Source organism: Arthrobacter sp. StoSoilB22 (genome assembly GCF_019977315.1).
Lineage (GTDB): Bacteria > Actinomycetota > Actinomycetes > Actinomycetales > Micrococcaceae > Arthrobacter.
Genome location: NZ_AP024652.1, coordinates 3,766,094 through 3,787,462 on the forward strand (window position 1 = coordinate 3,766,094; position 21,369 = coordinate 3,787,462).

Annotated in this window: 25 protein-coding genes; 13 read left to right on the forward strand and 12 right to left on the reverse strand. The window is 61.9% G+C overall.

The genetic code is table 11. The features are described from left to right. Window positions 1–42: 42 nt before the first annotated feature. From LDN70_RS17415 to LDN70_RS17425, 3 genes are read left to right on the forward strand one after another with little or no spacing between them, the layout of a single operon-like run. On the forward strand, window positions 43–669 hold the full coding sequence (locus tag LDN70_RS17415; protein ID WP_223940921.1) for a TetR family transcriptional regulator: 627 nt from the start codon (window positions 43–45) through the stop codon (window positions 667–669). Then, window positions 657–1,028 (forward strand): hypothetical protein, encoded by a 372-nt coding sequence (locus LDN70_RS17420; RefSeq protein ID WP_166842363.1) that lies wholly within the window; start codon window positions 657–659, stop codon window positions 1,026–1,028. Before LDN70_RS17415 ends, LDN70_RS17420 begins: the two co-directional genes overlap by 13 nt. 15 nt (window positions 1,029–1,043) lie before the next feature. After that, window positions 1,044–1,223, forward strand: a complete 180-nt coding sequence (locus LDN70_RS17425) for a hypothetical protein (RefSeq protein ID WP_223940922.1) — start codon at window positions 1,044–1,046, stop codon at window positions 1,221–1,223. A gap of 24 nt (window positions 1,224–1,247) precedes the next feature. On the opposite strand, the gene LDN70_RS17430 is transcribed toward LDN70_RS17425, so the two are convergent. From LDN70_RS17430 to LDN70_RS17440, 3 genes are read right to left on the reverse strand one after another with little or no spacing between them, the layout of a single operon-like run. After that, window positions 1,248–2,030, reverse strand: coding sequence for an alpha/beta fold hydrolase (locus tag LDN70_RS17430; RefSeq protein ID WP_223940923.1), 783 nt, complete (start codon window positions 2,028–2,030; stop codon window positions 1,248–1,250). Between the two features lie 54 nt (window positions 2,031–2,084). After that, a complete protein-coding gene (locus LDN70_RS17435) occupies window positions 2,085–2,276 on the reverse strand; it encodes a helix-turn-helix transcriptional regulator (protein ID WP_142937956.1) in 192 nt (63 codons plus the stop codon). Next, the gene (locus tag LDN70_RS17440) at window positions 2,273–2,710 is read right to left on the reverse strand and encodes a hypothetical protein (RefSeq protein WP_223940924.1); all 438 of its coding nucleotides are present in this window, start codon (window positions 2,708–2,710) and stop codon (window positions 2,273–2,275) included. Before LDN70_RS17440 ends, LDN70_RS17435 begins: the two co-directional genes overlap by 4 nt. Before the next feature lie 64 nt (window positions 2,711–2,774). Between LDN70_RS17440 and LDN70_RS17445 the strand changes: the two genes are divergently transcribed. Beyond that, a complete protein-coding gene (locus tag LDN70_RS17445; protein WP_223940925.1) occupies window positions 2,775–3,347 on the forward strand; it encodes an MOSC domain-containing protein in 573 nt (190 codons plus the stop codon). A gap of 124 nt (window positions 3,348–3,471) precedes the next feature. Here LDN70_RS17445 and LDN70_RS17450 read toward each other — a convergent pair whose 3' ends face one another. Beyond that, window positions 3,472–5,439 (reverse strand): ABC transporter ATP-binding protein, encoded by a 1,968-nt coding sequence (locus LDN70_RS17450; RefSeq protein WP_286198865.1) that lies wholly within the window; start codon window positions 5,437–5,439, stop codon window positions 3,472–3,474. Then, window positions 5,436–7,169, reverse strand: a complete 1,734-nt coding sequence (locus tag LDN70_RS17455) for an ABC transporter ATP-binding protein (RefSeq protein ID WP_223940926.1) — start codon at window positions 7,167–7,169, stop codon at window positions 5,436–5,438. The genes LDN70_RS17450 and LDN70_RS17455 overlap by 4 nt, the downstream gene beginning before the upstream one ends. Window positions 7,170–7,329: 160 nt before the next feature. Here LDN70_RS17455 and LDN70_RS17460 point away from each other — a divergent pair, with 160 nt between their 5' ends. Together LDN70_RS17460 and LDN70_RS17465 are read left to right on the forward strand one after the other, a co-directional pair. Then, window positions 7,330–8,328 carry an aldo/keto reductase gene (locus tag LDN70_RS17460; protein WP_142937952.1) on the forward strand — a complete coding sequence of 333 codons (999 nt, stop codon included), beginning with the start codon at window positions 7,330–7,332 and terminating at the stop codon, window positions 8,326–8,328. A 73-nt stretch (window positions 8,329–8,401) separates the two neighbouring features. After that, window positions 8,402–9,238 (forward strand): alpha/beta fold hydrolase, encoded by an 837-nt coding sequence (locus LDN70_RS17465; protein ID WP_223940927.1) that lies wholly within the window; start codon window positions 8,402–8,404, stop codon window positions 9,236–9,238. A 69-nt stretch (window positions 9,239–9,307) separates the two neighbouring features. Here LDN70_RS17465 and LDN70_RS17470 read toward each other — a convergent pair whose 3' ends face one another. The 6 genes from LDN70_RS17470 to LDN70_RS17500 all read right to left on the reverse strand — a co-directional run bounded on the left by LDN70_RS17470 (window position 9,308) and on the right by LDN70_RS17500 (window position 14,037). Further along, window positions 9,308–10,837 carry a CYTH and CHAD domain-containing protein gene (locus tag LDN70_RS17470; RefSeq protein ID WP_223940928.1) on the reverse strand — a complete coding sequence of 510 codons (1,530 nt, stop codon included), beginning with the start codon at window positions 10,835–10,837 and terminating at the stop codon, window positions 9,308–9,310. Window positions 10,838–10,971: 134 nt separating this feature from the next. After that, on the reverse strand, window positions 10,972–11,565 hold the full coding sequence (locus LDN70_RS17475) for an SRPBCC family protein (protein ID WP_142937949.1): 594 nt from the start codon (window positions 11,563–11,565) through the stop codon (window positions 10,972–10,974). A gap of 115 nt (window positions 11,566–11,680) precedes the next feature. Next, window positions 11,681–12,034 (reverse strand): hypothetical protein, encoded by a 354-nt coding sequence (locus tag LDN70_RS17480; RefSeq protein ID WP_165450170.1) that lies wholly within the window; start codon window positions 12,032–12,034, stop codon window positions 11,681–11,683. A 587-nt stretch (window positions 12,035–12,621) separates the two neighbouring features. After that, window positions 12,622–12,885, reverse strand: a complete 264-nt coding sequence (locus tag LDN70_RS17490) for a hypothetical protein (RefSeq protein WP_142937947.1) — start codon at window positions 12,883–12,885, stop codon at window positions 12,622–12,624. After that, the gene (locus LDN70_RS17495) at window positions 12,882–13,040 is read right to left on the reverse strand and encodes a hypothetical protein (RefSeq protein ID WP_018778776.1); all 159 of its coding nucleotides are present in this window, start codon (window positions 13,038–13,040) and stop codon (window positions 12,882–12,884) included. Before LDN70_RS17495 ends, LDN70_RS17490 begins: the two co-directional genes overlap by 4 nt. A gap of 232 nt (window positions 13,041–13,272) precedes the next feature. Then, window positions 13,273–14,037 carry an IclR family transcriptional regulator gene (locus LDN70_RS17500; RefSeq protein WP_223940930.1) on the reverse strand — a complete coding sequence of 255 codons (765 nt, stop codon included), beginning with the start codon at window positions 14,035–14,037 and terminating at the stop codon, window positions 13,273–13,275. A 128-nt stretch (window positions 14,038–14,165) separates the two neighbouring features. Here LDN70_RS17500 and LDN70_RS17505 point away from each other — a divergent pair, with 128 nt between their 5' ends. The 4 genes from LDN70_RS17505 to LDN70_RS17520 all read left to right on the forward strand — a co-directional run bounded on the left by LDN70_RS17505 (window position 14,166) and on the right by LDN70_RS17520 (window position 17,490). Further along, window positions 14,166–15,383, forward strand: a complete 1,218-nt coding sequence (locus tag LDN70_RS17505; RefSeq protein WP_223940931.1) for a CaiB/BaiF CoA transferase family protein — start codon at window positions 14,166–14,168, stop codon at window positions 15,381–15,383. Continuing rightward, on the forward strand, window positions 15,380–16,180 hold the full coding sequence (locus LDN70_RS17510; protein ID WP_223940932.1) for an enoyl-CoA hydratase/isomerase family protein: 801 nt from the start codon (window positions 15,380–15,382) through the stop codon (window positions 16,178–16,180). Before LDN70_RS17505 ends, LDN70_RS17510 begins: the two co-directional genes overlap by 4 nt. 96 nt (window positions 16,181–16,276) lie before the next feature. After that, window positions 16,277–16,870 (forward strand): AAA family ATPase, encoded by a 594-nt coding sequence (locus tag LDN70_RS17515; RefSeq protein WP_223940933.1) that lies wholly within the window; start codon window positions 16,277–16,279, stop codon window positions 16,868–16,870. A 164-nt stretch (window positions 16,871–17,034) separates the two neighbouring features. Next, complete coding sequence (locus LDN70_RS17520) at window positions 17,035–17,490, forward strand: hypothetical protein (RefSeq protein WP_142937942.1); 456 nt, start codon at window positions 17,035–17,037, stop codon at window positions 17,488–17,490. 58 nt (window positions 17,491–17,548) lie between these two features. Here the strand turns inward: LDN70_RS17520 and LDN70_RS17525 are convergent, their stop codons facing one another. Beyond that, window positions 17,549–18,283, reverse strand: coding sequence for an NUDIX hydrolase (locus LDN70_RS17525; protein WP_223940934.1), 735 nt, complete (start codon window positions 18,281–18,283; stop codon window positions 17,549–17,551). A gap of 104 nt (window positions 18,284–18,387) precedes the next feature. Here LDN70_RS17525 and LDN70_RS17530 point away from each other — a divergent pair, with 104 nt between their 5' ends. The 3 genes from LDN70_RS17530 to LDN70_RS17540 all read left to right on the forward strand — a co-directional run bounded on the left by LDN70_RS17530 (window position 18,388) and on the right by LDN70_RS17540 (window position 21,303). Beyond that, window positions 18,388–19,407 (forward strand): SPFH domain-containing protein, encoded by a 1,020-nt coding sequence (locus tag LDN70_RS17530; RefSeq protein WP_223940935.1) that lies wholly within the window; start codon window positions 18,388–18,390, stop codon window positions 19,405–19,407. Window positions 19,408–19,416: 9 nt separating this feature from the next. Further along, window positions 19,417–20,319, forward strand: a complete 903-nt coding sequence (locus tag LDN70_RS17535; protein ID WP_223940936.1) for a diacylglycerol kinase catalytic domain-containing protein — start codon at window positions 19,417–19,419, stop codon at window positions 20,317–20,319. A gap of 69 nt (window positions 20,320–20,388) precedes the next feature. After that, on the forward strand, window positions 20,389–21,303 hold the full coding sequence (locus tag LDN70_RS17540) for a LysR family transcriptional regulator (protein ID WP_223940937.1): 915 nt from the start codon (window positions 20,389–20,391) through the stop codon (window positions 21,301–21,303). Window positions 21,304–21,369 lie beyond the last annotated feature (66 nt).

Below are 21,369 nucleotides of genomic sequence, written 5' to 3' on the forward strand. Positions count from 1 at the left end.
TATGACACTCTGTGTCATTATGTAAGAGTGAATACTGGAGAAATGACTTCGGACGATGCCCAACCCCCGCGTCCCAGCGGCAGACCAGCGACCATTGACCCGGACGCCGTGGCCGGATTGGCTTTGGACCTCTTCGCTGAACACGGCTACGAGAACACCTCCATGGAGGACATCGCGAAGGCGGCCGGAATCGGGCGCAAGAGCCTCTACCGCTATTTCGCCAGCAAAGCCGACCTCGTGTGGGGCGGAAGCGAGCCGGTGGTGGAAGCCTCGACGCTCGCCTTCGGCTCGTTCCACAGTCCCGGAAAGTCCGACGGCGGCGTGTTGGCCGGGTTGCGCGCGGCGGCGATCGCCGGAGTAGCCGTCATCCCGGACCTGTCCGTCACCCGCGGCAGACTCCGCCTGATTGCCGAGCACCCTGAACTGACCAGCCGCAGCTACGAGTCCCTGGCCCCCCAGCGCGAAAGGGCCCTGGCTTTCCTTGCTGAGAGTGGCCTTTCCGAAACGGCGGCACGCTACCTGAGCGCCGCGTACCTCGCAGCCACCTTCGAAGCATGGATGCAGTGGGCCGCGGGCTCGGAGCCAGACCCAACCCCGTACCTGCTGGCCGCCCTGGAGGTTTTGAAGGTTCCTTTAGATAATGCAGGAGCTGGCCAGTGGAAGCACTAGCGGTGCTCTTTGATGTGGCCAAGGGAGCAGCATCATTGGCACCTCTGGCGACGTTCGGCGTGGCCTTGGTGGCTTACTTCGCTTACCGCCAGAAAACCAAGGCCGACAAGCGGGACCAATGGTGGAAACGGGCACAATGGGCAATCGATGCAGCACTGGATCAGGAAGATCCCCAACGCAGACTTACAGGAGTAAGTGTTCTAGTACACATGGTGGACAGTGACCTTGCCACAACCGAGGACGCCGACCTCATGAAAATCGTCTCCATAGCAATCCAAGATGAAGAACTCGAAGAAGAGGTTGATGACGAGGAAGGTGAGAGCCGAGTAGACGACACGCCGGACGTCAGCCAAACTTAGAACAAGGAGATGAACATGGCTAAGAAAACAGCAATCGATACATCCCACCGACCATCAAGCGGAGGACGGTACGAGGTGCGCCTGGTATCCCGCAATAAGACAGTCACTGTCTCGTCCCCAATTCGGGCCAAGATTCTCGAACAGACCGAGAAGCTGATCGCTGCTTCAGAGCGCAAGGCTGGACCGCCCAAGTAGCAAACCGCTTCAAGAGTCCCCGGATTATGAGCGGCTCTTTCTGGCGATGAATTGCCGGATCCACTCAACTGTCTCGGGGTGGTCCAAGTGGAGGCCGTGCCCTGCACCAGGAACCCGCACCAGTACGGAGCCACGGATGTGCTGGCGCATCAGAAGTGCATTGGGCAAGGGCGTGAGCACGTCCTCAGTTCCATGGAGTAAGAGCGTGGGGGCTTGGATGAAACCGAGATGACTCCAGGCGTCGTGCTCGCGGCTAGCGTTAAAGTGTCGCGCCTTGGCCCATGCCGACGCGTGGGAGTTGAAGAACGTGTGAACCGCCGCAGGATTGCTTTGCGCCCATTCAGCATCGAAGAAGAGCGGCTCCAGCCGGGACATATCTCCACTGGTCAAGGCGTCCAATGCCTCTCGATCCGGCTGGGTCACAGCGTCGGGCCACTTTCCACCGCTCGTTGCGGCAAGAACCAGCGTACGGACTCTCTTCGGGTAGTCGATGGCCAACCACTGGGCTATGCGCCCGCCCATCGAATGACCGTACACGTGTGCTAAATCCACACCCGCGGCGTCAAGGACGGCTACGGCATCCTCGGCGAGAAGCCGCGTCGTGTAGCGCTCGGCGTCACCCTTCCCACTCCGACCAATCCCGCGGTGATCGAAGCGAATGACGCGGTATGTGCGGGACAGAAGTGCCGCCGTCGGACCCCAACCGTCCATGGACGTGGCCTGTCCTGCGATCAGGAGCATTGGCTCACCCTCGCCTTCGGACGTCCAGGCGAGTTCAGCGCCGTCGGCGGCCTCAGCAAAGTTCACCGTGCCACAGTATCCGGGCCGCCCTCAAAGCGCTGCGGCGCAGGACACAGTGTGTCAATCAGCAGTGAAGATGTCCTCTATAGCGCAGTCAAAGGTCCTGGCAATCTGGAACGCCAACGGCAGCGAGGGATCGAACTTCTCCCGCTCGATGGAAATCACCGTCTGGCGGGACACTCCGAGCGCGGCAGCCAGATCCGATTGCGTCCAGCGCCGTTCCGCGCGACGCTCCGCGAGGTTGTTCTTCACTTCAGAGCCCGGTGGCGGATGACGAGGTAGCGCGCTCCGGCGTCCACCGCGCTCAAGCCGACCAGGGCCAGAAGGATCGGAAGGGCATCCACAGCGATGCGTCCGATGACCAGCACCATAGCAGCCGCGATGGTGGCGACGAGGACGTCGATGAAAGCTCCGGCGCCGGCTTGGCGCATCCACTGCAGCTCCACGCCCTGTTCGCCGTGGGCATCGCGGGCCACCGTGTGGTTCGACACGAAAACCTTGGCACCCAGCGACATAGCCGGGTAAACGGCACAAAGGGCTCCGATCCCCGCAGCTAGCCAGAAGTCATCCGGGTTTGATGCACCCACCAGGACAGAAACCGCCATGGTCAGGATGATGCCGAGCGTCACCGCCAACACGTAGTGATGGAACGGTGCCCGCCTAGATGTAAAGGAAGCTTTACTCATCTTCAAAGTAAAGCACCCTTTACATGTGGAGGCAATGGTTGCGCATCGGGGCTAGCGTTGGGGGATGAGCGCTGACTACAGGTACGACGTCGAGGTGCTGCACCTTTTGGTGTCGCCGGCACACGCCTACTTCGGCCGCGCCCGCGAGGGAGCTGCAGATGTCCCCACCACCGACGCGGACCACGCGGAATTGGTAGCGGGCAAAGGCATCGTTGGCGACCGATTCTACGGCAAGGCCGCACACATGGATGCTGCCTTGACGCTGTTCGCGGTGGAGGCACTTGAGTCCATGGCAGCCGAGCTTGGGGCTGGACCGTTTGACCCTCTCCTGACCCGTCGAAATGTGGTGCTGCGAGGCGTTGAGCTGGCTCCCCTGCTCGGACACGAGTTCACCCTTGAGTCCGGCGGAGACACCGTGCGGCTCAAGGCCGGGCGACCCACTCACCCCTGCGCCTGGATGGATGAAATGCTCGCTCCCGGCGCCCACAAGGCGATGCGCGGGCGTGGTGGCGTCCGGTGCCAGGTGATCACAGGCGGCGTGCTGCATCGAGGCCCGGCAGTACTCGTCAGCCCCGTGCCGCTCGACCCTGCTAAGGCCGGGGACGCCAACGTGCTGAGGCCATCGAGGTTGCCATAATCCGTCGCTTCCAGCCCTTCTTTGAGCCATCAGTACCCAAAATCAACCTATACTAGTTGCAAAGCGGCCCATCGGCGTCGAAAGTTGGGCCAGAAGCGACGAGCCAGAAGCGACAGGCGAGACCTCACACCTCAGAGACAGGCGCCGCGAACTGGGCCTCGTACAGCCGCGAGTACGCCCCACCCGCGGCCAGCAGCTCCGAGTGTGTCCCCTGCTCCACGATCTGCCCGGCCTCCATCACCAGGATGAGATCGGCGTCGCGGATGGTGGAGAGCCGGTGGGCGATCACGAAGCTGGTCCGGTCAGACCTCAACGCGTTCATGGCTTTCTGAACCAACACCTCGGTCCGGGTGTCCACGGAGCTGGTGGCCTCGTCCAGGATCAACACTGAGGGGCGGGATAGGAAGGCTCTGGCAATGGTGAGCAACTGCTTTTCGCCAGCGGAGACATTCCCGCCTTCGTCGTCCAGCAGGGTGTCGTAGCCCTCGGGCAAGGACCGAACAAAGCGCTCCACATAGGTTGCCTGGGCGGCCTCCACAATCTCGTCCTCGGAAGCCGTGGGCCTGCCGTAGGCGATGTTGTCCCGGATAGTCCCGCCAAACAGCCACGTATCCTGCAGCACCATGCCCATCCGCGAGCGCAGTTCCTGCCGCGAGAGAGACGCAATATCCACGCCGTCCAAGGTGATGCGCCCGGAGTCTAGCTCGTAGAACCGCATCATGAGGTTCACCAGGGTGGTTTTGCCTGCGCCCGTCGGCCCAACAATCGCGATGCTCTGCCCCGGCTCGGCAACCAGACTGAGGTCTGTGATCAGCGGCTTGTCCGGCGAGTACCGGAAGGACACATTCTCGAACACGAGCCGCCCACGGGAAGGGCCGGAAGCCGAAGCAGCCGGCTCCTCCGATTCTTCATCCTCATCCAACAGATCAAACACCCGCTCGGCCGAGGCAACACCGGATTGCAGCATGTTGGCCATCGAGCCAAGCTGCGCCAAAGGCATGGTGAACTGCCGTGAGTACTGGATGAAGGCTTGGACGTCACCCAACTGCATGGAACCGGAGGCGACTTGCAGGCCACCCACTACGGCGATCCCCACGTACACCAGGTTTCCGATGAACGTCATGGCCGGCATGATCAGGCCGCTCACGAACTGCGCCCCGAAGCTCGCCTGGTACAACTCCGAGTTCTTGAGACGGAACTTTTCCTGCACCTCGTTCTGCCGTCCGAAGACTTTCACCAGCGCATGCCCGGTGTAGGTCTCCTCGATCTGGCCGTTGAGTTCACCGGTGTTCTTCCACTGCGCCACGAACAATTTCTGCGAGCGTTTGGCGATCAGCAGTGTGGTTCCCAGCGTCAGCGGAATGGTTACCAAGGCGATCAGGGCCAGCAGCGGTGAGAGCAGGAACATCATCACCAGCACACCCAGCACGGTCAGAAGGGAGGAGACCACTTGGCTGATGGATTGCTGGAGGCTTTGGGAGATGTTGTCCACATCATTGGTGACGCGGCTGAGCAGTTCTCCACGCTGGATTTTGTCGAAGTAGCTCAGGGGCAGCCGGTGTATTTTCGCTTCGATCCGTTCACGCAAGCGGTACACGGTGCGTTGGACAACGCCGTTGAGCACGTACGCCTGCATCCAACCGAACGCTGAGGCCAGGACATACAGCGCCAGCGCCCACAGCAGCACCGAGGACAGCGCAGCAAAGTCGATTCCGACGCCGGGAGTGAGGGTCATGGCGCTCAACATGTCGGCCTTGCTGTCCTCACCTGAGGCGCGCAGCCCTGCGATCACGTCGGCTTTGGAGGCGCCGGCGGGAAGCTGTTTTGAGACGACGCCGGCGAAGATCAGGTTGGTGCCTTCGCCCAGTAGCCTCGGACCAATGACAGACAAGGCAACACTGACCACGGCGAACACCAGCACCAGGATCAGCCAGAATCGCTCCGGCCGCAAGGTTCCCAGCAAGCGCCGGGCGGAGGCACTGAAGTTCGTGGCCTTCTCGGCCGGGATGTTCATACCGGCGAAGGGTCCTCCGCGGCCCGGTCCCATGGCCGGCCGCTGGGGACCGCGCGGGCCAGCTGACACGGAGCTCATGCCGCTTCCTCCGCCGCGAGCTGGGAGGACACGATTTCCCTGTAGGTTTCGGAGGTCTCCAGTAACTCATGGTGCGTTCCGCGCCCAACAATCCTGCCGTCGTCGAGCACTAAGATCTGGTCCGCATCCGCGATGCTGGACACGCGTTGCGCCACGATCACCAGCGTGGCTCCGTTGGTGTGGCGTTTGAGGGCCTGCCGGAGCCGGGCATCGGTGGCGGTGTCCAAGGATGAGAAGGAGTCGTCGAAGATGTAGAGCTCCGGCTGTTTCACCAGTGCCCGGGCGATCGCGAGCCGTTGACGTTGCCCGCCGGACACGTTGGTGCCGCCTTGCGAAATGACCGCATCCAGTCCGCCTTCCATTTCCTCCACAAAATCCCGGGCCTGAGCCACGGACAGCGCCTGCCACAGCTCGTCCTCAGTGGCGTCGGGTTTGCCGTAATGAAGGTTGCTGCGGACCGTCCCGGAGAACAGGTAGGGCCGCTGCGGCACCAGCCCGATGTGGCCCCAGAGCAGATCCGGGTGCAGTTCGCGGACGTCCACGCCGTCCATCCGAACCGACCCGGAGGTGGCGTCGAACAGCCGAGGCATGAGGTTCACGAGCGTGGTTTTGCCGGCGCCGGTGCTGCCGATGATTGCGGTGGTCTCCCCCGCTCGGGCGGTGAAAGAAAGCCCGCTCAGCACCGGTTGCTCGGCACCCGGGTAGGCGAATCCGACGTCGTGCATTTCCAGTTCGCCGCGACGGATGCCGCCCGTGACAGGGTTCGACGGCGGCTGGACACTTGATGCGGTGTCCAGAACCTCGCCGATGCGGTCGGCAGAAACGGACGCACGCGGGATCATCACGGCCATGAACGTGGCCATCATGACGGACATCAGGATCTGCATGAGGTAGCTCAGGAACGCTATCAGGGTGCCCACTTGCATGGAGCCGTCCTCGATCCTGAAAGACCCGAACCAGATCACCGCCACGGAGGAAACGTTCATCACCAGCATGACCACAGGGAACATGAGAGCCATCAGACGGCCGGCCCGCAGCGCAACGTCAGTGACGTCGTCGTTCGCTTTGGCAAAACGGGCGGCTTCCATGTCCTCCCGGACGAAGGCCCTCACCACACGGATGCCGGTGAACTGCTCGCGGAGGACCCTGTTGACGGCGTCGATCCGGATCTGCATTTTCCGGAACAGCGGCACCATCCGGGTGACGATCAGCCCCACGGCCACCAGCAACACCGGCACGCACACTGCGATCAGCCATGACAATTGCGCGTCCTGTCGCACCGCCATGATCACGCCGCCAATGCTCAGCATGGGCGCCGCGACCATCAGGGTGCAGGACATAAGGACCAGTTGCTGCACTTGTTGGACGTCGTTGGTGGAACGGGTAATCAAGGAGGGCGCCCCGAACCTGGTGACCTCCTGTTCCGAGAACTCCCCTACTCTGCTGAAGATGGCATCCCGGAGGTCACGGCCCATCCCCATGGCAGCCTTGGCGCCGAAGTACACGGCCACCACGGCACACGCGATCTGCAGCAAGGTAATGAGCAGCATGAGCCCGCCCATGCGCAGGATGTATTCGGTATCCCCGGTAGCAACGCCGTTGTCGATGATGTCCGCATTGAGTGTGGGAAGGTACAGGGACGCGATGGACTGCGCCAGTTGGAAGAGAACGACGGCGATCAGCAGCCGCTGATGCGGCCGCAGGAAGCGAACAAGAACCTTCCACAGCATAGGGTCTCCGAACCAAGGGTTGTGAACCGAAGGCCAGTTTACGTCTGGTTGCTGTGGGCAACTAGAGGGAAGTGAGGGGTAATGTCAGGGACTCCCTCACTCTGCCGTGGCCCCATAACGTCGAAGTAATCATCAGCCCGAACTGCAGAGGAAACCAACCATGGAAAAGCGCACACTCGGTACCGGCGGCCTGGAAGTTTCCGCCATTGGCATGGGATGCATGAGCATGAGCGGCGGCTACAGCGAACGGCCGGATCGCGACGAAATGATCTCCCTCATCCGCACAGGCGTGGAACGCGGCGTGACGTTCTTCGATACCGCCGAGATCTACGGGCCCTACGCCAATGAGGAACTTGTTGGCGAAGCATTGGCACCGTTCAAGGATCAGGTGGTCATCGCCACCAAGTTCGGCTGGGACATCGACCCAGCTGAGCGGAAGCCAAGCGGCAAGGTCACCAGCAGGCCCGAGGTCATCAAAGAAGTAGTTGAGGGATCCCTGCGGCGGCTCCGCGTGGACGCACTGGACCTCTACTACCAGCACCGCGTCGATCCGGAGGTGCCCATCGAGGACGTGGCAGGTGCCGTCAAGGAATTGGTAGACGCCGGAAAGGTGAAGCACTTCGGTATGTCGGAGGCAGCCGCAGGCACCATCCGGCGAGCCCACGCAGTTCTCCCCGTGGCTGCGGTTCAGAGCGAGTACTCGTTGTGGTGGCGCCGTCCGGAGGAAGAAGTCCTGGGTGTATGCGAAGAGCTTGGAATCGGCTTCGTTCCCTTCAGCCCACTCGGCAAAGGTTTCCTGACCGGCACCATCAACGCTTCCACCAGCTTCGAATCCGGCAACGACATCCGCAGCACCATCCCCCGGTTCACGCCCGAGGCCATGCAGAACAACCAGGCCGTGGTGGACCTCCTCGCCGGAATCGCTGAACGAAAAGGCGCGACGCCGGGCCAGATCGCCTTGGCATGGTTGCTGGCACAGAAGCCTTGGATTGTTCCCATTCCCGGTACACGGAAACTGCACCGCCTGGAAGAAAACCTGGCCGCGGCCGACGTCGAACTTTCATCTGCTGAGCTGGACGAAATCGAGGCGGCCGCGGCGAAAATCACCGTGGAGGGTGGCCGCTACAACGAGGCTGGCGAGCGGATGACCAACCTGTAAACCCGTGCCGGCGTCGCAGCAGGACAGTAGGCTGGAAACGTTCGTGTTGAACCGCATCGAAGGGACTTGAGTTTTGGCTTACATCACCGTCGGAAACGAAAACAGCACTGAGATCGAGCTTTACTACGAGGACCACGGGACCGGCCAGGCAGTGGTCCTGATTCACGGCTACCCGTTGGACGGTTCCTCTTGGGAGAAGCAGACAGCCGCGCTGCTCGACGCCGGTTACCGCGTCATCACGTACGACCGCCGCGGGTTCGGCAAGTCCAGCCAGCCCACCGAGGGCTACGACTACGACACCTTCGCCGCAGACCTGAAAACCGTGCTGGACACGCTGGACCTGAACGATGCCGTCTTGGTGGGCTTCTCCATGGGCACCGGCGAAGTTGCGCGCTACATCAGCACCTACGGTTCGGCCCGTGTCGCCAAGGCCGTGTTCCTCGGTTCGTTGGAGCCTTTCCTGCTGAAAACCGACGACAACCCGGACGGCGTGCCGCAGGAAGTCTTCGATGGCCTCGCCGCCGGCGTCAAGGCTGACCGCTACGCCTTCTTCACCGAGTTCTTCAAGAACTTCTACAACAGCGACACCTTCCTGGGCACGGATCGTCTCAGTCAGGAAGCCGTGGATGCGAGCTGGAACCTGGCCAGCAAGTCGGGTGCTTTCGCCTCGGTGGCAGCCCAGCCCACGTGGCTCACCGACTTCCGTGCCGACATCCCCAAGATTGACGTGCCGGCCTTGATTGTTCACGGCACTGCGGACAACATCCTGCCGATCGACGTCACCGGCCGGCGTTTCAAGGACGCCCTGCCCAGCGCCGAGTACCTGGAAATCGAAGGCGCGCCGCACGGCCTGCTGTGGACGCACGGCGCCGAAATCAACCAGGCCTTGCTGGCGTTCCTCAAGAAGTAAAGCCCGCAGTTTTTGTACAGCAGATGACCTTTAGAGGGCGTTTTAAGGGCATTTGCTGTACACAAACTCCTACTTCTTCAGGCGAAGCTTTCGCGCCTTCTTTCCCTTCCGCAGGTACTCGTCCAGCGTCGCTTCAGCGGCGGTGCTTTCCATCGCGTGGAGCACTCCATAGGTGAAAGCGCCGTTGCTGACGCCTGGCGAGGACCCCAGCTTCAGCAGTTCCGTTTGGGCCATGACGCTGTCCTGATGGTCGCCAAGGATCGATTGAATCCTGTGGGCGGCATCCTCCAGCTTCACCGCGGGTTTGCCGTGGATGGCCTCCACTGCCGCTGCGGCAAAACGCAACTTTTTGGCGGCCTTCCGAACTTCGTGGAACGCCGTGTCGCGTTGAGGCCCGACGGCGGCTCCCACCGCTGCGTCATGACGTTTGCGGAGCCTTTTGCCGGCTTTGTTGACGAGCCTTGCCGTGGCCTTCTTCGCCGGCACGGAAGCCTCTGATGTCAGCGGCGGATGACTAAGAAAGGACTCCAGATTGTCCAGCAACGTGAAGTAGCGCGGGCTGTTCAACCGGTTCTTCACGGCAGACATCGCATTCCGGGCCCTCAGGGTCATTCGCTCTTCCAACTCGTCCCCGAGCTGACCCAGAACAAGCTTCCCCGGCAATTGATCGAGGCTGACCTTCAACCGTTCGTGCAAAACCTCCACATCGCGGTACCGGCCAAGTGTCTTTGCAAGCGATTTCAGCTCCCTTTCCAGATCCTTCACCGCGGCCTGCGCGAAAAGCTCGCTATAACCATGCAGCACTGCACGGATTCGGCGAATCTGGGACCTCATTTGGTGGACTGAATCGTCCCGGGCGAGGCGTACGTGGGAGTCTTGGAGGAGCATCTCAGCCACCTGCTCCTCCAGATAAAGGAGCACTGGTGTTACTGCAGGACCACTATCGCTGGGCGCTTCACGTTCTGACTGTTCCGACGTAGGCCAAGCGTCGCCCAACGCAGTAGCCAGCTTGGAGGTACGCTGGCTCGGCTTTGCTCCGGCCTGGGAAAGTTGCTGTGTCAGTGTGCCCAGCAGGGTGTCGTCACCGTCGTCAGTTCCATCCGGTGCCAGCTCCACCTCCCATTCCCGCCAAGTCATATCGCGCGGTTCGCCGAGCATCGACCGGGCGCGAACGCGGTCATCCACAAAGTCGGCCATGCGGTGGCCATCCTTGCCGTACAAGGAGTAGCTGGTACGTTCCGTGTTCAGAGTTGCGATGGCGGCCACTGCATCACCCCGGGTGTAGGCCAGTATGCGGTCCATGAGTTCAACCGGGACAGTATCGGCAGTACCCAAAGGTGCCTGAATCTCCGTTCGCCGTCCCGCGCTATGTGGGAGCTTCAAGTGCCAGCCTGCATCGGGTCCGCCCGTGCGGCGGCGCAGCGTGATCCCGCGGGCGGCGAGGGCCAAATGCCGTGTATCGAAGTAGACGGCTTCCAGGTTGTACGTGCCAGGCTCGCCCACACGGCTTACCCCGTCAATCGCGTCAAGGCGTGGCAGCGGCGTGGACGCTTCGGCGTCGAATTTCTGCTCAGCTTCCACGCTCCAAGACGTTGCCATCGCTGTCAGAACTCCTTCTGCCGCTGGTCTTAGCTATGCCGCGAGGGCCGGCCCTTGTGGTGGCCGGCCCTCGCTAGTGCTACTGATGATTCGATATCCAGTTTGAACCAGTCCTCAGCCTGGCGCCAGAGTGCCTAGAGACCAGGAGCACGCGGCTGGGGCGGCTCGGCAGGCCCCTCATTGGCCGCGGGGGCTGAGAGATCCGGGTCGACGGACGGGAATTCGGCTGTTGCCACTCCCCCGCTACCAAAAGGTTCACCGGTGTCATCAACATCGCCCCCGGACACCGTGCCGCGCCAAGCACCCGTTTCATGGCCTTGGGCTTCAATGAACTTCTTGAACTTGTCCAAATCCGCGCCAACCCGGAGGCTGTCCGCACCAAGGGCTGAACCCGCCTTCTCAGCAAGGCCCTCGGGTTCCCAGACAATCTCAACGTTCACCCGCGTGCGGCTGGCGTCGAGGGGCTCAAAGCTTACGGTGCCGCCGTTGCGGGGCCCGTCAACGCTGGCCCAACTCACCAAGGTATCCGGGACTTGCTCTATGATCTGCGCGTTGTACTCGCGCTTCACTCCACCCACGTTGGTTGAAAAGTGCAGGCCGGTCTCGTCAATCTGCTGTACGGCCTCCACTCCATTCATGAACTGGGGGAACGCCTCAAACTGTGTCCACTGGTTGTAGGCGACAGATACGGGGACATCCACTTCGACTGATTTATGGACGGTAGCCATAGATTTTGCTCCTTCGATCTCGTCTCGGGTGCTCATGCTGTACTGCTGGTGGCGCGCCAGCCAGCTGGCTGCTTAACCAGTGGCGCGCCTGTCTAAAGCGCGCCAGCCAAAGCTCTTAGCCGGCGTCGAAACTTTCTTCGTCATCGTCGTTGGGAGACTCTTCCTCAGGAAGGTCGTTGCCGCTTCCGTCCGGAAGGTTGCCGTTATTGCCGTCAGGCAACGAGGACTGCTCCGCGTGGGCCTGCTCCTCAGTACCGCCGAATCGGCCGGCACCGGGCTCGCCCGCACTGTCTGAGTCCTCAGGATTCAGGTGGCTGAGGTTTGGCGCGCCAGTGCCCTCTCCGAGGGAAGCCTCCTCGATGTCTTCTTCCACGCGGGGCTGTGCCTGCCCTCCGCCGGCTTCCTGCTCCGCGGTAGGAGTGCCGTAGCCTCCCACTTCCTCTTCCGGTGTGGCATTCTGCTTGTCCATGTGAACTGTCCTTTCCCTGAGCGGTGGAACGTGTTAATGGAACACTTCGAACCTATAAGGCCCCTTGGTGGCATGTCCATGCCTTTGACGATAATAGTCAGCAAACTTAGTAAAAGGCTATTCGGGGGCTAGGATGCCGCCGCGGGTGGGATGCCATCACGGCAGGCGCCATCAGCGCGCGCGGCGTGAGCGGGCGGGCTTGAGCGGGCGCGGGCTTGAGTGCGCGCGGGCGCCAACGCGCCAACGAGGTGTCCTGCGGATCTACTTATGACGGCTGTGGAATCTCACAGCCACCCTGAGGATTCAAGCCTGTGTAATTCAGCGGGCCGGCAACGATATTCAGCGCTATGGTGGCAAACTGCGAACACTGCGCGGGCGGTGATGTGAAATATCCCCGCTGACCGGCAGCAATAGCTCCAATAATGAGCCACACCACCACCAACAACCCGATGATTGAACCGATTCGCATCTTTTTCCCAATCGCTAAGACAAGGCCCGGCAATTAGCAGCAAACCACAGATCCTGGTTTGCCACGAGAACGCGGCCGCGGACGGGATATCTCCTGCTCGCGGCCGCGCTGGTGCCGATCAATCCGTAGGATTTGTTTCGGTAGTCAGACCACGCGGGTCCGCGGTCTTCTCGTCCTTTTCTTCGGCTGGTCCGGGCGGACTGGCCGATTCGCTGGGACCGGTATCGACGGCGTCGTCCGGACTTTCCGACGAAGCATCACCTGCAGGCACTTGGCTGCTTTGGCCGGGCGTCCCCGGATCCCTGGGAATAGGGTTGCCGGGGGTGGTGGTCCCATCGCGAACTTGGGCAAAACCTGCAACTTCGCTTGGGTCTGTTGTCATACGCGCGACCGGCCTCGGCCTACTACCCAGCCAATCAGTGCCAGCACCAGCAGGATGATTCCCACCCACAGCAGGAAGCTGAGGGCCTGATTGAATCCGCCTACCAAGAGCAAGATGATCGCTATAACACCGGCGATTATTAAGAGAGTGTTCATTGAGCTACGCATCCCTTTCAATAACTGTTGTCTATTCAGGAAGGCGTCCGCTGGTACTCCATTACTGAAGCGCCACCCATGCCAACGGGCACCGATGAGAGAATTTCTTCCCTATATCGCTTACGTACCCCCACGGAATTAGTTCAAACGGACCCTCTGCCCGTGAAGGGGTACGTACATAGCATCATGATAGGCGCGCATTAGGCCGGAACGAAGTATTCAGAGAGGAAACTTAGTAGCCCTTTGTGGAGAACGCCCCCAAGGCGCGGCTGATCTCCAAAGCAGTCCCCGCCGCCGCCTCGCCGTACTCCTGGTACTTGGCCGGAACAATTCTGCTTGATGGACCGGAAATGGAGATCGAGCCCGCCGCAACACCGCCCGAGCCCAACAAGGGAACACCGATTGATGTGATTCCTGTGCTGAGGCCTTGCTCGTTGATGGAGTACCCCCGAGCCCTGGTGTCTGCGATCATCGCCCGAAGCCGGGCAGGGTCTACTACGGTCTGGGGCGTCAAAGCTTCCAGCGGACCGGTCAGATATTCATCCACAAATGCGTCGTCGGCTGCCGAAAGGTAGGCCATCCCCGTGGAGGAAGCGTGCATGGGAAGCCTCGAACCAAGCGGCAGGAACGCCCGGAGAACGTGCGGGGTGTCCAGGCGCTCGATGATCAGCATGTATCCGCGGTCCGGCACGGCCAGGTGAACGGTCTCGGTGGTGTCCAGCTGCAGCGCGTTCAGTGGGCCCATGGCGGCATCGCGAATGACCGAGCCGCTGCTTCCACGGCTCGCAACAGCAAAGGCGTGGTTGGTCAGTACCCATTTCCCGGCCTGGGATTCCGACTGAGTCACCCACCCCAATTCACCCAGTGTCCTAAGCATGCGCAACACCGTCGCCTTGGGTACATCCACCTCACGGCTCAGCTCAGACAGACCTGCCGGCTGGTTGTCCGAGACAGCCTCCAATACACGAATCGCCGTGACCACGCTCTGCGTACTCATCCACACTCCTGCTTGACCGACTTCCCTCAGTGCCCTACATTACAGGCGACTTCCCAAAATGAACCAACGGTTCATCCAGTGAACCGATGAAGCAAGCGCAAGTTTTGCAGGCACGAAAGGTGCACACCATGCTCAAACCACTTCGCGGAATCACCGTCATCGACCTCAGCCGTGCCCTCGCCGGCCCCTACTGCACCGCGCTCCTGGCCGACATGGGTGCCAGGATCATCAAAGTGGAAAGCGTCAACGGCGGTGACACGGCCCGCCAGTGGCCCCCGTTCCAGGACGGCCATAGCTTGTACTTCGACTCCGTTAACCGCAACAAAGTCTCCGTGTGCATCGACTTCTACTCTGAAGAGGGACGCGAAATCCTCTCCGGCTTGATCGCCGACGCGGACGTCCTGGTGGAAAACTTCAAGCCCGGAACGCTGGAGAAAATGGGTTTCACTCCTTCCCGGCTGGAAGAGTTGAACCCGGGGCTCGTAGTGGGATCCGTGACCGGATTCGGCAACACCGGTCCCCTCAAGGACGACGCCGGCCTGGACCAGGTCATCCAAGGAATGTCCGGGCTGATGTCAGTGACAGGCCCCGGACCGGGCTCGGCCTACCGCGTAGGTGTGCCCATTGTGGACATCACCTCGGGAATGATTTGTGCTTTTGGAATCGTGGCCTCGCTCATGGGTGCACGGAACGGCGAGCGTCCCAGCCGGGTGTCCACGTCCCTTCTGGAAACCGCACTGAATTTGTCCGCTTTCCAAGGACAGAAGGCACTTAGCCTCGGCGAAGCACCCACACCGCAGGGCAACAACCACCCAGTGATCGCCCCTTACGGCATGTTCGCCACAGCCACGGAGTCCATCAATATTGCCGTGGGAAGCGACAAGCAATGGCGGGCGTTCTGCGGCTTGATCGGTGTTCCCTGGGCTGTAGAGGACCCCCGGTTCATTACCGGGGCGGACAGATCAGCCAACAGGGATCAGTTATCGGAACTCATCGAAACAGCCCTTGCGGCCAAATCCGCCACCGATTGGGTTCCGCTGATCAGCCAGGCCGGGATCCCCTGCGGACCGATTTATGACTACACGCAAGCCCTCGACTCGGAGCAGGTTGCCGCTTTGGGACTGGTGCAACGCCGCGAGCGCCTGGACGGCTCCGAGCTCCCCTTGCTCCGTGGCCCCCTCAGCCTGAATGGCGAGGCCAGCGAGGTCCTCTCGCCCCCACCGCTTCTGGGCGAGCACACCGCGGATGTACTGATGGAGTTTGGAATGACGCACGACGACGTCACCCGGCTTGAGCGCGAAGGCCGCATCATGTGCGGGCCGGCAAAGATTGGAGCACAGCGATGACCACGGTTTCCGACGTCAGGGCAGGCCGTATGTCCGTCTCGATCATTGATGGCGTGGCCACCGTGGAGATCTGCAACCTGGCACAGCGGAACGCCCTGACCCGGGGTATGTGCTTGGAAATCCAGGAACTCATGCCACGCCTGGACGCCGATCCGGATGTTGCCCTGGTGGTGCTAAGAGGGACCGGGGACACGTTCTGCGCCGGGGCCTCCATCAGTGAACTTTCTTCGGTGCTGGTGGATCCCCAACCGGACGGCACCACCCTGGATCATCTCAGTGGGGCCGATGCAGCCATCGCTTCCCTGTCCAAGCCCTCCGTCGCTTTGGTGGATGGCGCCTGCATGGGCGGGGGCTGGCAGATCGCTTCGGCTTGCGACTTCATTATCGCCAACGAGCGTGCCGTGATCGGCCTGACCCCGGCCAAGATCGGGATTATCTACCCCCGCCCGGGCATTGAACGGCTCGTCCGGCTTGTGGGACATGCCAACGCCAAGTACATCCTCCTCAGCGGACTGACGTTCAGCGCAACCGAAGCCCGGACGCTCGGGCTGGTGGCCGACGTCGTGCCTTCCGAATCCTTTGAGGACAAGTGCGCAGCACTTGTCAGCACGCTGCGGAGCCGCTCCCGGTTCTCCATGCATGCCATGAAAAGACTGATGGACGCCGCCCCATCCGATGCTGATCAGGAATGGGCTGACGCCTGGGCTGCCATGCCGGACAGCCCGGATATGGGGATTGGTATCAGCGCATTCCTGAACCGTGAGCAGCCGCAATTCAGGTGGCGGCCTGTGGGCTAAGCCGACCGAGGTGTGATCTGCACCTCAACCGGCACAAGTGACGCCCTCCCCGCGTTGTACAGAGAACGAGTTGTACAGAAGACGAAGGGAGGGCTCATGCTCATTGTTCTGACGGGAATTGACGGCTCAGGAAAAACGACGGCGGCCCGCGCCTTGGTCGATTCGGCTCGCGCTGAAGGACGAAGCGCCCTGCTGCTCAGTAATCACGCTGCCCGGCGCCGACTATCGCTGTGGTCTGAACGTTTCGGTTGGCAGCTGCCACCGCGCGTATTGGACGTCATTGAAACCGGCGTTCGATTGTTCAACGTGCTGGTCAATCATGCGAGGGCCCGGCAGTTTGATGGCTTGGTGGTGATGGACCGCCATCTCCACTGCCAGCTGGCACTCCGGAAAGCATACGGCTTGCGGCGTGGGCGGGTGCTTCCGTGGCTGCTGGAGAAGCTGCCCGCAGCCGACGTTCACGTTCACTTAGACGCAGATCCCACCGTTGCCCACGCGCGGGTCATGGCCCGTGGCACGGACAAGGAAACAGTGGCGGATCTGCGGGCGTTCCGGGAGGCATACCGTTCGCTACCCGAGTATGAAAACTTTGTTGTGGTGGACGCCAACGGCAAACCCGGCGACGCCCTGGCCCAGCTGAATCGGGCCATCACTTCGGCCAGCAAACCCCCCGCCCGCTCTCCCAACTGAGTCGCGGCAGAGCGCGTTTTGACGGCTCAAAACGCGCTCTGCTGCTACCCAGTTGGGCAGCCCGTCACCTTCTGGCCACGTGACCACTTGACTGGTTCCCCATTCCACGACAAGTAGGCTCGCCCCATGCGCACATTTGGCAAACACTCCCATGGAAGTCACCAATGATTTCAGAGGCCCGAATCAGTCGCGGCTCTCAGAAGGTCATCGCTAGCGTGGTGGGCCTGCTCTGTTTCTTCATCATTGCAACGGCCATTCCCAGCGGAGTTCTGATGATGAGCGCAGCGCTGGTTGCGGCGATTGCGCTCCTGACAGTTTCGGTACTCCGAATAAGCGTGACCATCGAAGCGACAGGCCAGAACCTGACGGTCAAATGTCGGCCGTTCTACTCCAAGACAATTCCGCTGCAGGACATCGGTGATGCCTCCCCTGCGCCATCCAGTTCCATGATCGAAGGCTTCGGCGTCCGGTACTTGGGCCAGCGAACGTGGGGGCTGCTGGTCGGCGGTCCGGCCATCGTCCTGGAGACCCCAAGCCGCACGTGGCTCATCTCCACGCAGGACCCCGAGTCCACAGCAGCGTCCATCCTGACCCATGCTGGCAAACTGAGGGACAGATGACGGCCTATTGAGCCCTCAGTAGAGCGTTTGCTGTTACCCAGGTGGGTGCGCAGGTACGTTATTCTCTCGGCCGCATCAGCGGCGGGTTCAGTACCGCGCGGGTGGGCTGGCCCGGCGTCGGACGCGCCTCGGGGGCGAGCCTGAACAGGGCAGCCGGCCGACCGGCGTCGCCCGTTGTCATTCGTCCTGTGTCCTCCAGGAAGCCCGGCGTTCCGGTGGCTTTTCTGTGGAAGTTCCGCGGGTCAAGGCGCGTCCCCCACACTGCCTCGTACACTGCGCGGAGCTGGGCGATGGTGAATTCTTCGCCGCAGAATGCGGCGCCCAAGGGTGAGTATTCGAGTTTGGACTTTGCCCGCTCCAAGGCGTCGTCAAGGATGCGTGCGTGATCGAAGGCCAGCTCAAGCTTCCCGTCAAGGATGTCCCGCACCGGATACCAAGCGGCATGTTCAGCGTCGCTGCCCGCCGACAACACCGGAAAGTCCGGTGCCAGGAGCAGGTGCGCCACAGTGAGGACGTCACCGCGGGGGTCGCGCCCCTTCGGGCCGTAACTGCCCAACTGTTCCAGGTGTCCCGGAAGATGCTCGACGCCGGTTTCCTCCGCGAGCTCCCGGCCGGCTGCCTCAAACAGTTCCTCGCCGGCGAGAACGAAACCGCCGGGGAGCGCAGGCTTGCCCTTGAAGGGTTCGATGAGGCGGGTGATGAGAAGGACGTTCAACTCGCCGTCGCGCACAGTCAGGGCGACGACGTCGACCGTCACCGGGAAGCGTTCGGGCGCTGGATGGGATGCAGGCATGCATCAATTCTAGATAGTTATCGTCATGTTGACAATAAAGCTTGGTGACTCTATTGTTTAGTTATCGTCAACTTGACGAGAAACAAACGAAAGAGGCGAACATCATGGCAATCATCAAGCGCTACCCCTGGATCAGCCACTTCCTTGGCAGCCCCACCGGTTACGTCGTACACCTCCAGAAAGGGACAGTCAGGCACCAAGGAGTTGGTCAGGCATTCTTCTTCCGCCCCGCGAACTCCGTGTTGAGCGAGGTACCCGTGGACGATCAGGAACTGCCCACCCTCTTCCACGCCATCACCCGCGACCACCAGGACGTGAGCGTTCAGGCCAACGTAACCTACCGCTTCATTGATCCCGTGGCCGTCTCCACCCGACTCGACTTCGGGCTCCAGACCGCCGGCAAAGCACCTGCAACCGGACGCGAGCAGGTGTCCACCATCATCGGCCAGCTCTGCCAGAGCCACGCGATCGACCAGATCGCCACCACCACACTGGCCGAAGCATTGGCACGCGGAGTCAGCCAACTCCGTCTGGTGCTGACCGACGCACTCCGTGCCGACGCGAGGCTCCAGTCCACCGGCATCGAAATCCTCGGCGTGCAGGTACTGGCCATCCGACCCGAGGCCGACGTCGAACGTGCGCTGCAGACTCCAGTGCGCGAACAACTCCAAGCCGAAGCGGACCGGGCTGTGTACGAGAGGCGGGCAGTCGCCGTCGAACGCGAACGCACTATTTCCGAAAACGAGATGGCGAGCCAGATTGAACTCGCCGTCCGGCGGGAGAACTTGGTGGCCCAGGAGGGTGCCAACGCCCGCCGCGCCGCCGAAGAGAAAGCTGCCGCCGGTCTGATTGAGGCACAGGGTTCAGCTGAACGAAAAGGTATTGGCGCCGAGGCTGAAGCACACCAGATCCGGTTGGTGGGCGAAGCAGCAGCGGCCCGCGAAGCAGCAACCATGGAGGTATACCGCGGCATGGAACAGGCCACGCTCCTCGCGTTGGCACTCAAGGATGCGGCCGGCAGCCTGCCGAACATCGGTAACCTCACCATTACCCCGGACCTGCTCAGCGGAGCACTTGCCGGACTGTTCAAGGAACCCGCCGCTACTGTAGAAGCCACCAAGTAAGGACACGTCATGGCAACCCCGCGCATCGTCATCGTCCACCGGCGGACCGAACTCCAGGAACTCCTGGACCGGCACGCCACCCGCGGCCAGGCCGAATTTTTCCTCCGCACCCGCGGCCGCAGCATCCAGGACGTTCAAGACCGGCACGACCGCCTGACTGACGCGCTGGCAACCATCAGGGCTTCCGTACCATCTGATTGGCGGCAAGCCGAGGTGGAACGCGCAGACCTCAGCCGGTTCCTGCTCACCGCCGAGGACATTATCGCCGTGGTAGGTCAGGACGGACTCGTGGCGAACGTTGCCAAGTACCTGAATGGCCAGCCGGTGATCGGCATCGATCCTGAGCCAGGCGCAAACCCGGGCGTACTGGTCCGGCACACCCCCGCAGCGGCCGCAGCACTTATGGCTAGTGGCGACGCTGCCCGCCTTCGCTGCCAAAATCTCACCACCGTGACGGCAACCCTCGACGACGGTCAGCAGCTTTCGGCGCTCAACGAAGTTTTCGTCGGGCACGCCTCACACCAATCAGCCAAGTACTCCATCACGGTCCCGAGCTTCACGGTTCCGGGCGGGCAGAACGAGCGGCAGTCGTCGTCGGGCCTTATCGTTTCCACGGGCACCGGCGCCACGGGCTGGTGCGCCTCGATCGCCTTGGAACGCGGAGGGCGGGCCCTCCCGGCACCCACCGATCCGCGGCTCGCGTGGTTCGTCCGCGAAGCATGGCCCTCCCCCGTCACTGGCGCTGCCCTGACCGAGGGCGTCCTGGAAAGCGGCGAGGTTCTGCGGATTACCGTGGCTTCCGATCAACTGGTGGTCTTCGGCGATGGCATGGAAGACGACCGGCTCACGGCATCGTGGGGGCAGGAGATCACGGTGCAGTTGGGGCAGAAGCCGCTACGGCTGGTGGCATGACGTCCACTGACCCAGCCGATTGATAGGCATAAACTATCGGAGCCCCCACCCAGGATCCGAAGGAAACCCATGGACACGCGAAAGCTCAAGTACTTCCTCGCCGTCGTCGATCATGACGGGTTCAACCGGGCAGCCGAGCATCTCCTCATTGCGCAACCGTCGCTGTCCCAGACCATAGCCGGCCTGGAGAAGGAACTCGGCGTTCCGCTCTTCCACCGCATCGGCAGGCGGGCCGTGCTGAGCGAGGCGGGCAAGGAGTTGGTGGGACCAGCCAGGCTGGTGATGCGGGACCTGGATGCAGCACAGGCAGCCGTCCAGTCCCTGCGGGGGATCCGCAGCGGGAAGCTGGACATCATCACCATGCCCTCCCCGGGAATCGAGCCCCTGACCTCCATGATCTCGGCGTTCACGCAACGCCATCCGTCCGTTCGGCTCAATGTTGGTGCGGCTTTCACTCCGGAGGAAGTGATCGAGTCGGTGCGCAGCGGCAGCCACGAGGTAGGGCTGGCCGGTTCTTCGACGCCGGTGAAGGTACCCGGCGTCGAGGTCCTTGAACTGGAGCGGCAACCGCTCATCCTGATCGTCAATCCACGGGCGGACACGTTCCCCTCCACCCACACAGCGATCCAGCGCGAGGAACTCGGCGGCCACCGGCTGATCGCCAGCCAGCGGGGATCACTCATGCGCTGGCTCGTGGATGATGCGTTGGCCCATGGCGTGGAGGTGGAGATCGTGGTGGAAGTTGCCCACCGGACCTCCATATTGCCGCTGGTCCTGGCCGGTGTGGGGCATGCCGTGATGCCGTCGTCGTGGGCGCCTACTGCCCATAAGGCCGGGCTCCGGACCTTGCTGGTGGAACCGGTGAACTACCTGGATGTCGCGGTGCTCAGCCGGAAGGAAAACCTCACCCCTGCGGCCAAGGCCTTCCTACAGGTTGCTGCCTCCCACACCGCCAGCACTGCTGGGACCAGGGACTGTAGGTAGTACCTATCAGCCGTATCGAAACCTGGTCTTGGACGCCGACTACCCCTCCGCCGTCTACTTGAAGAG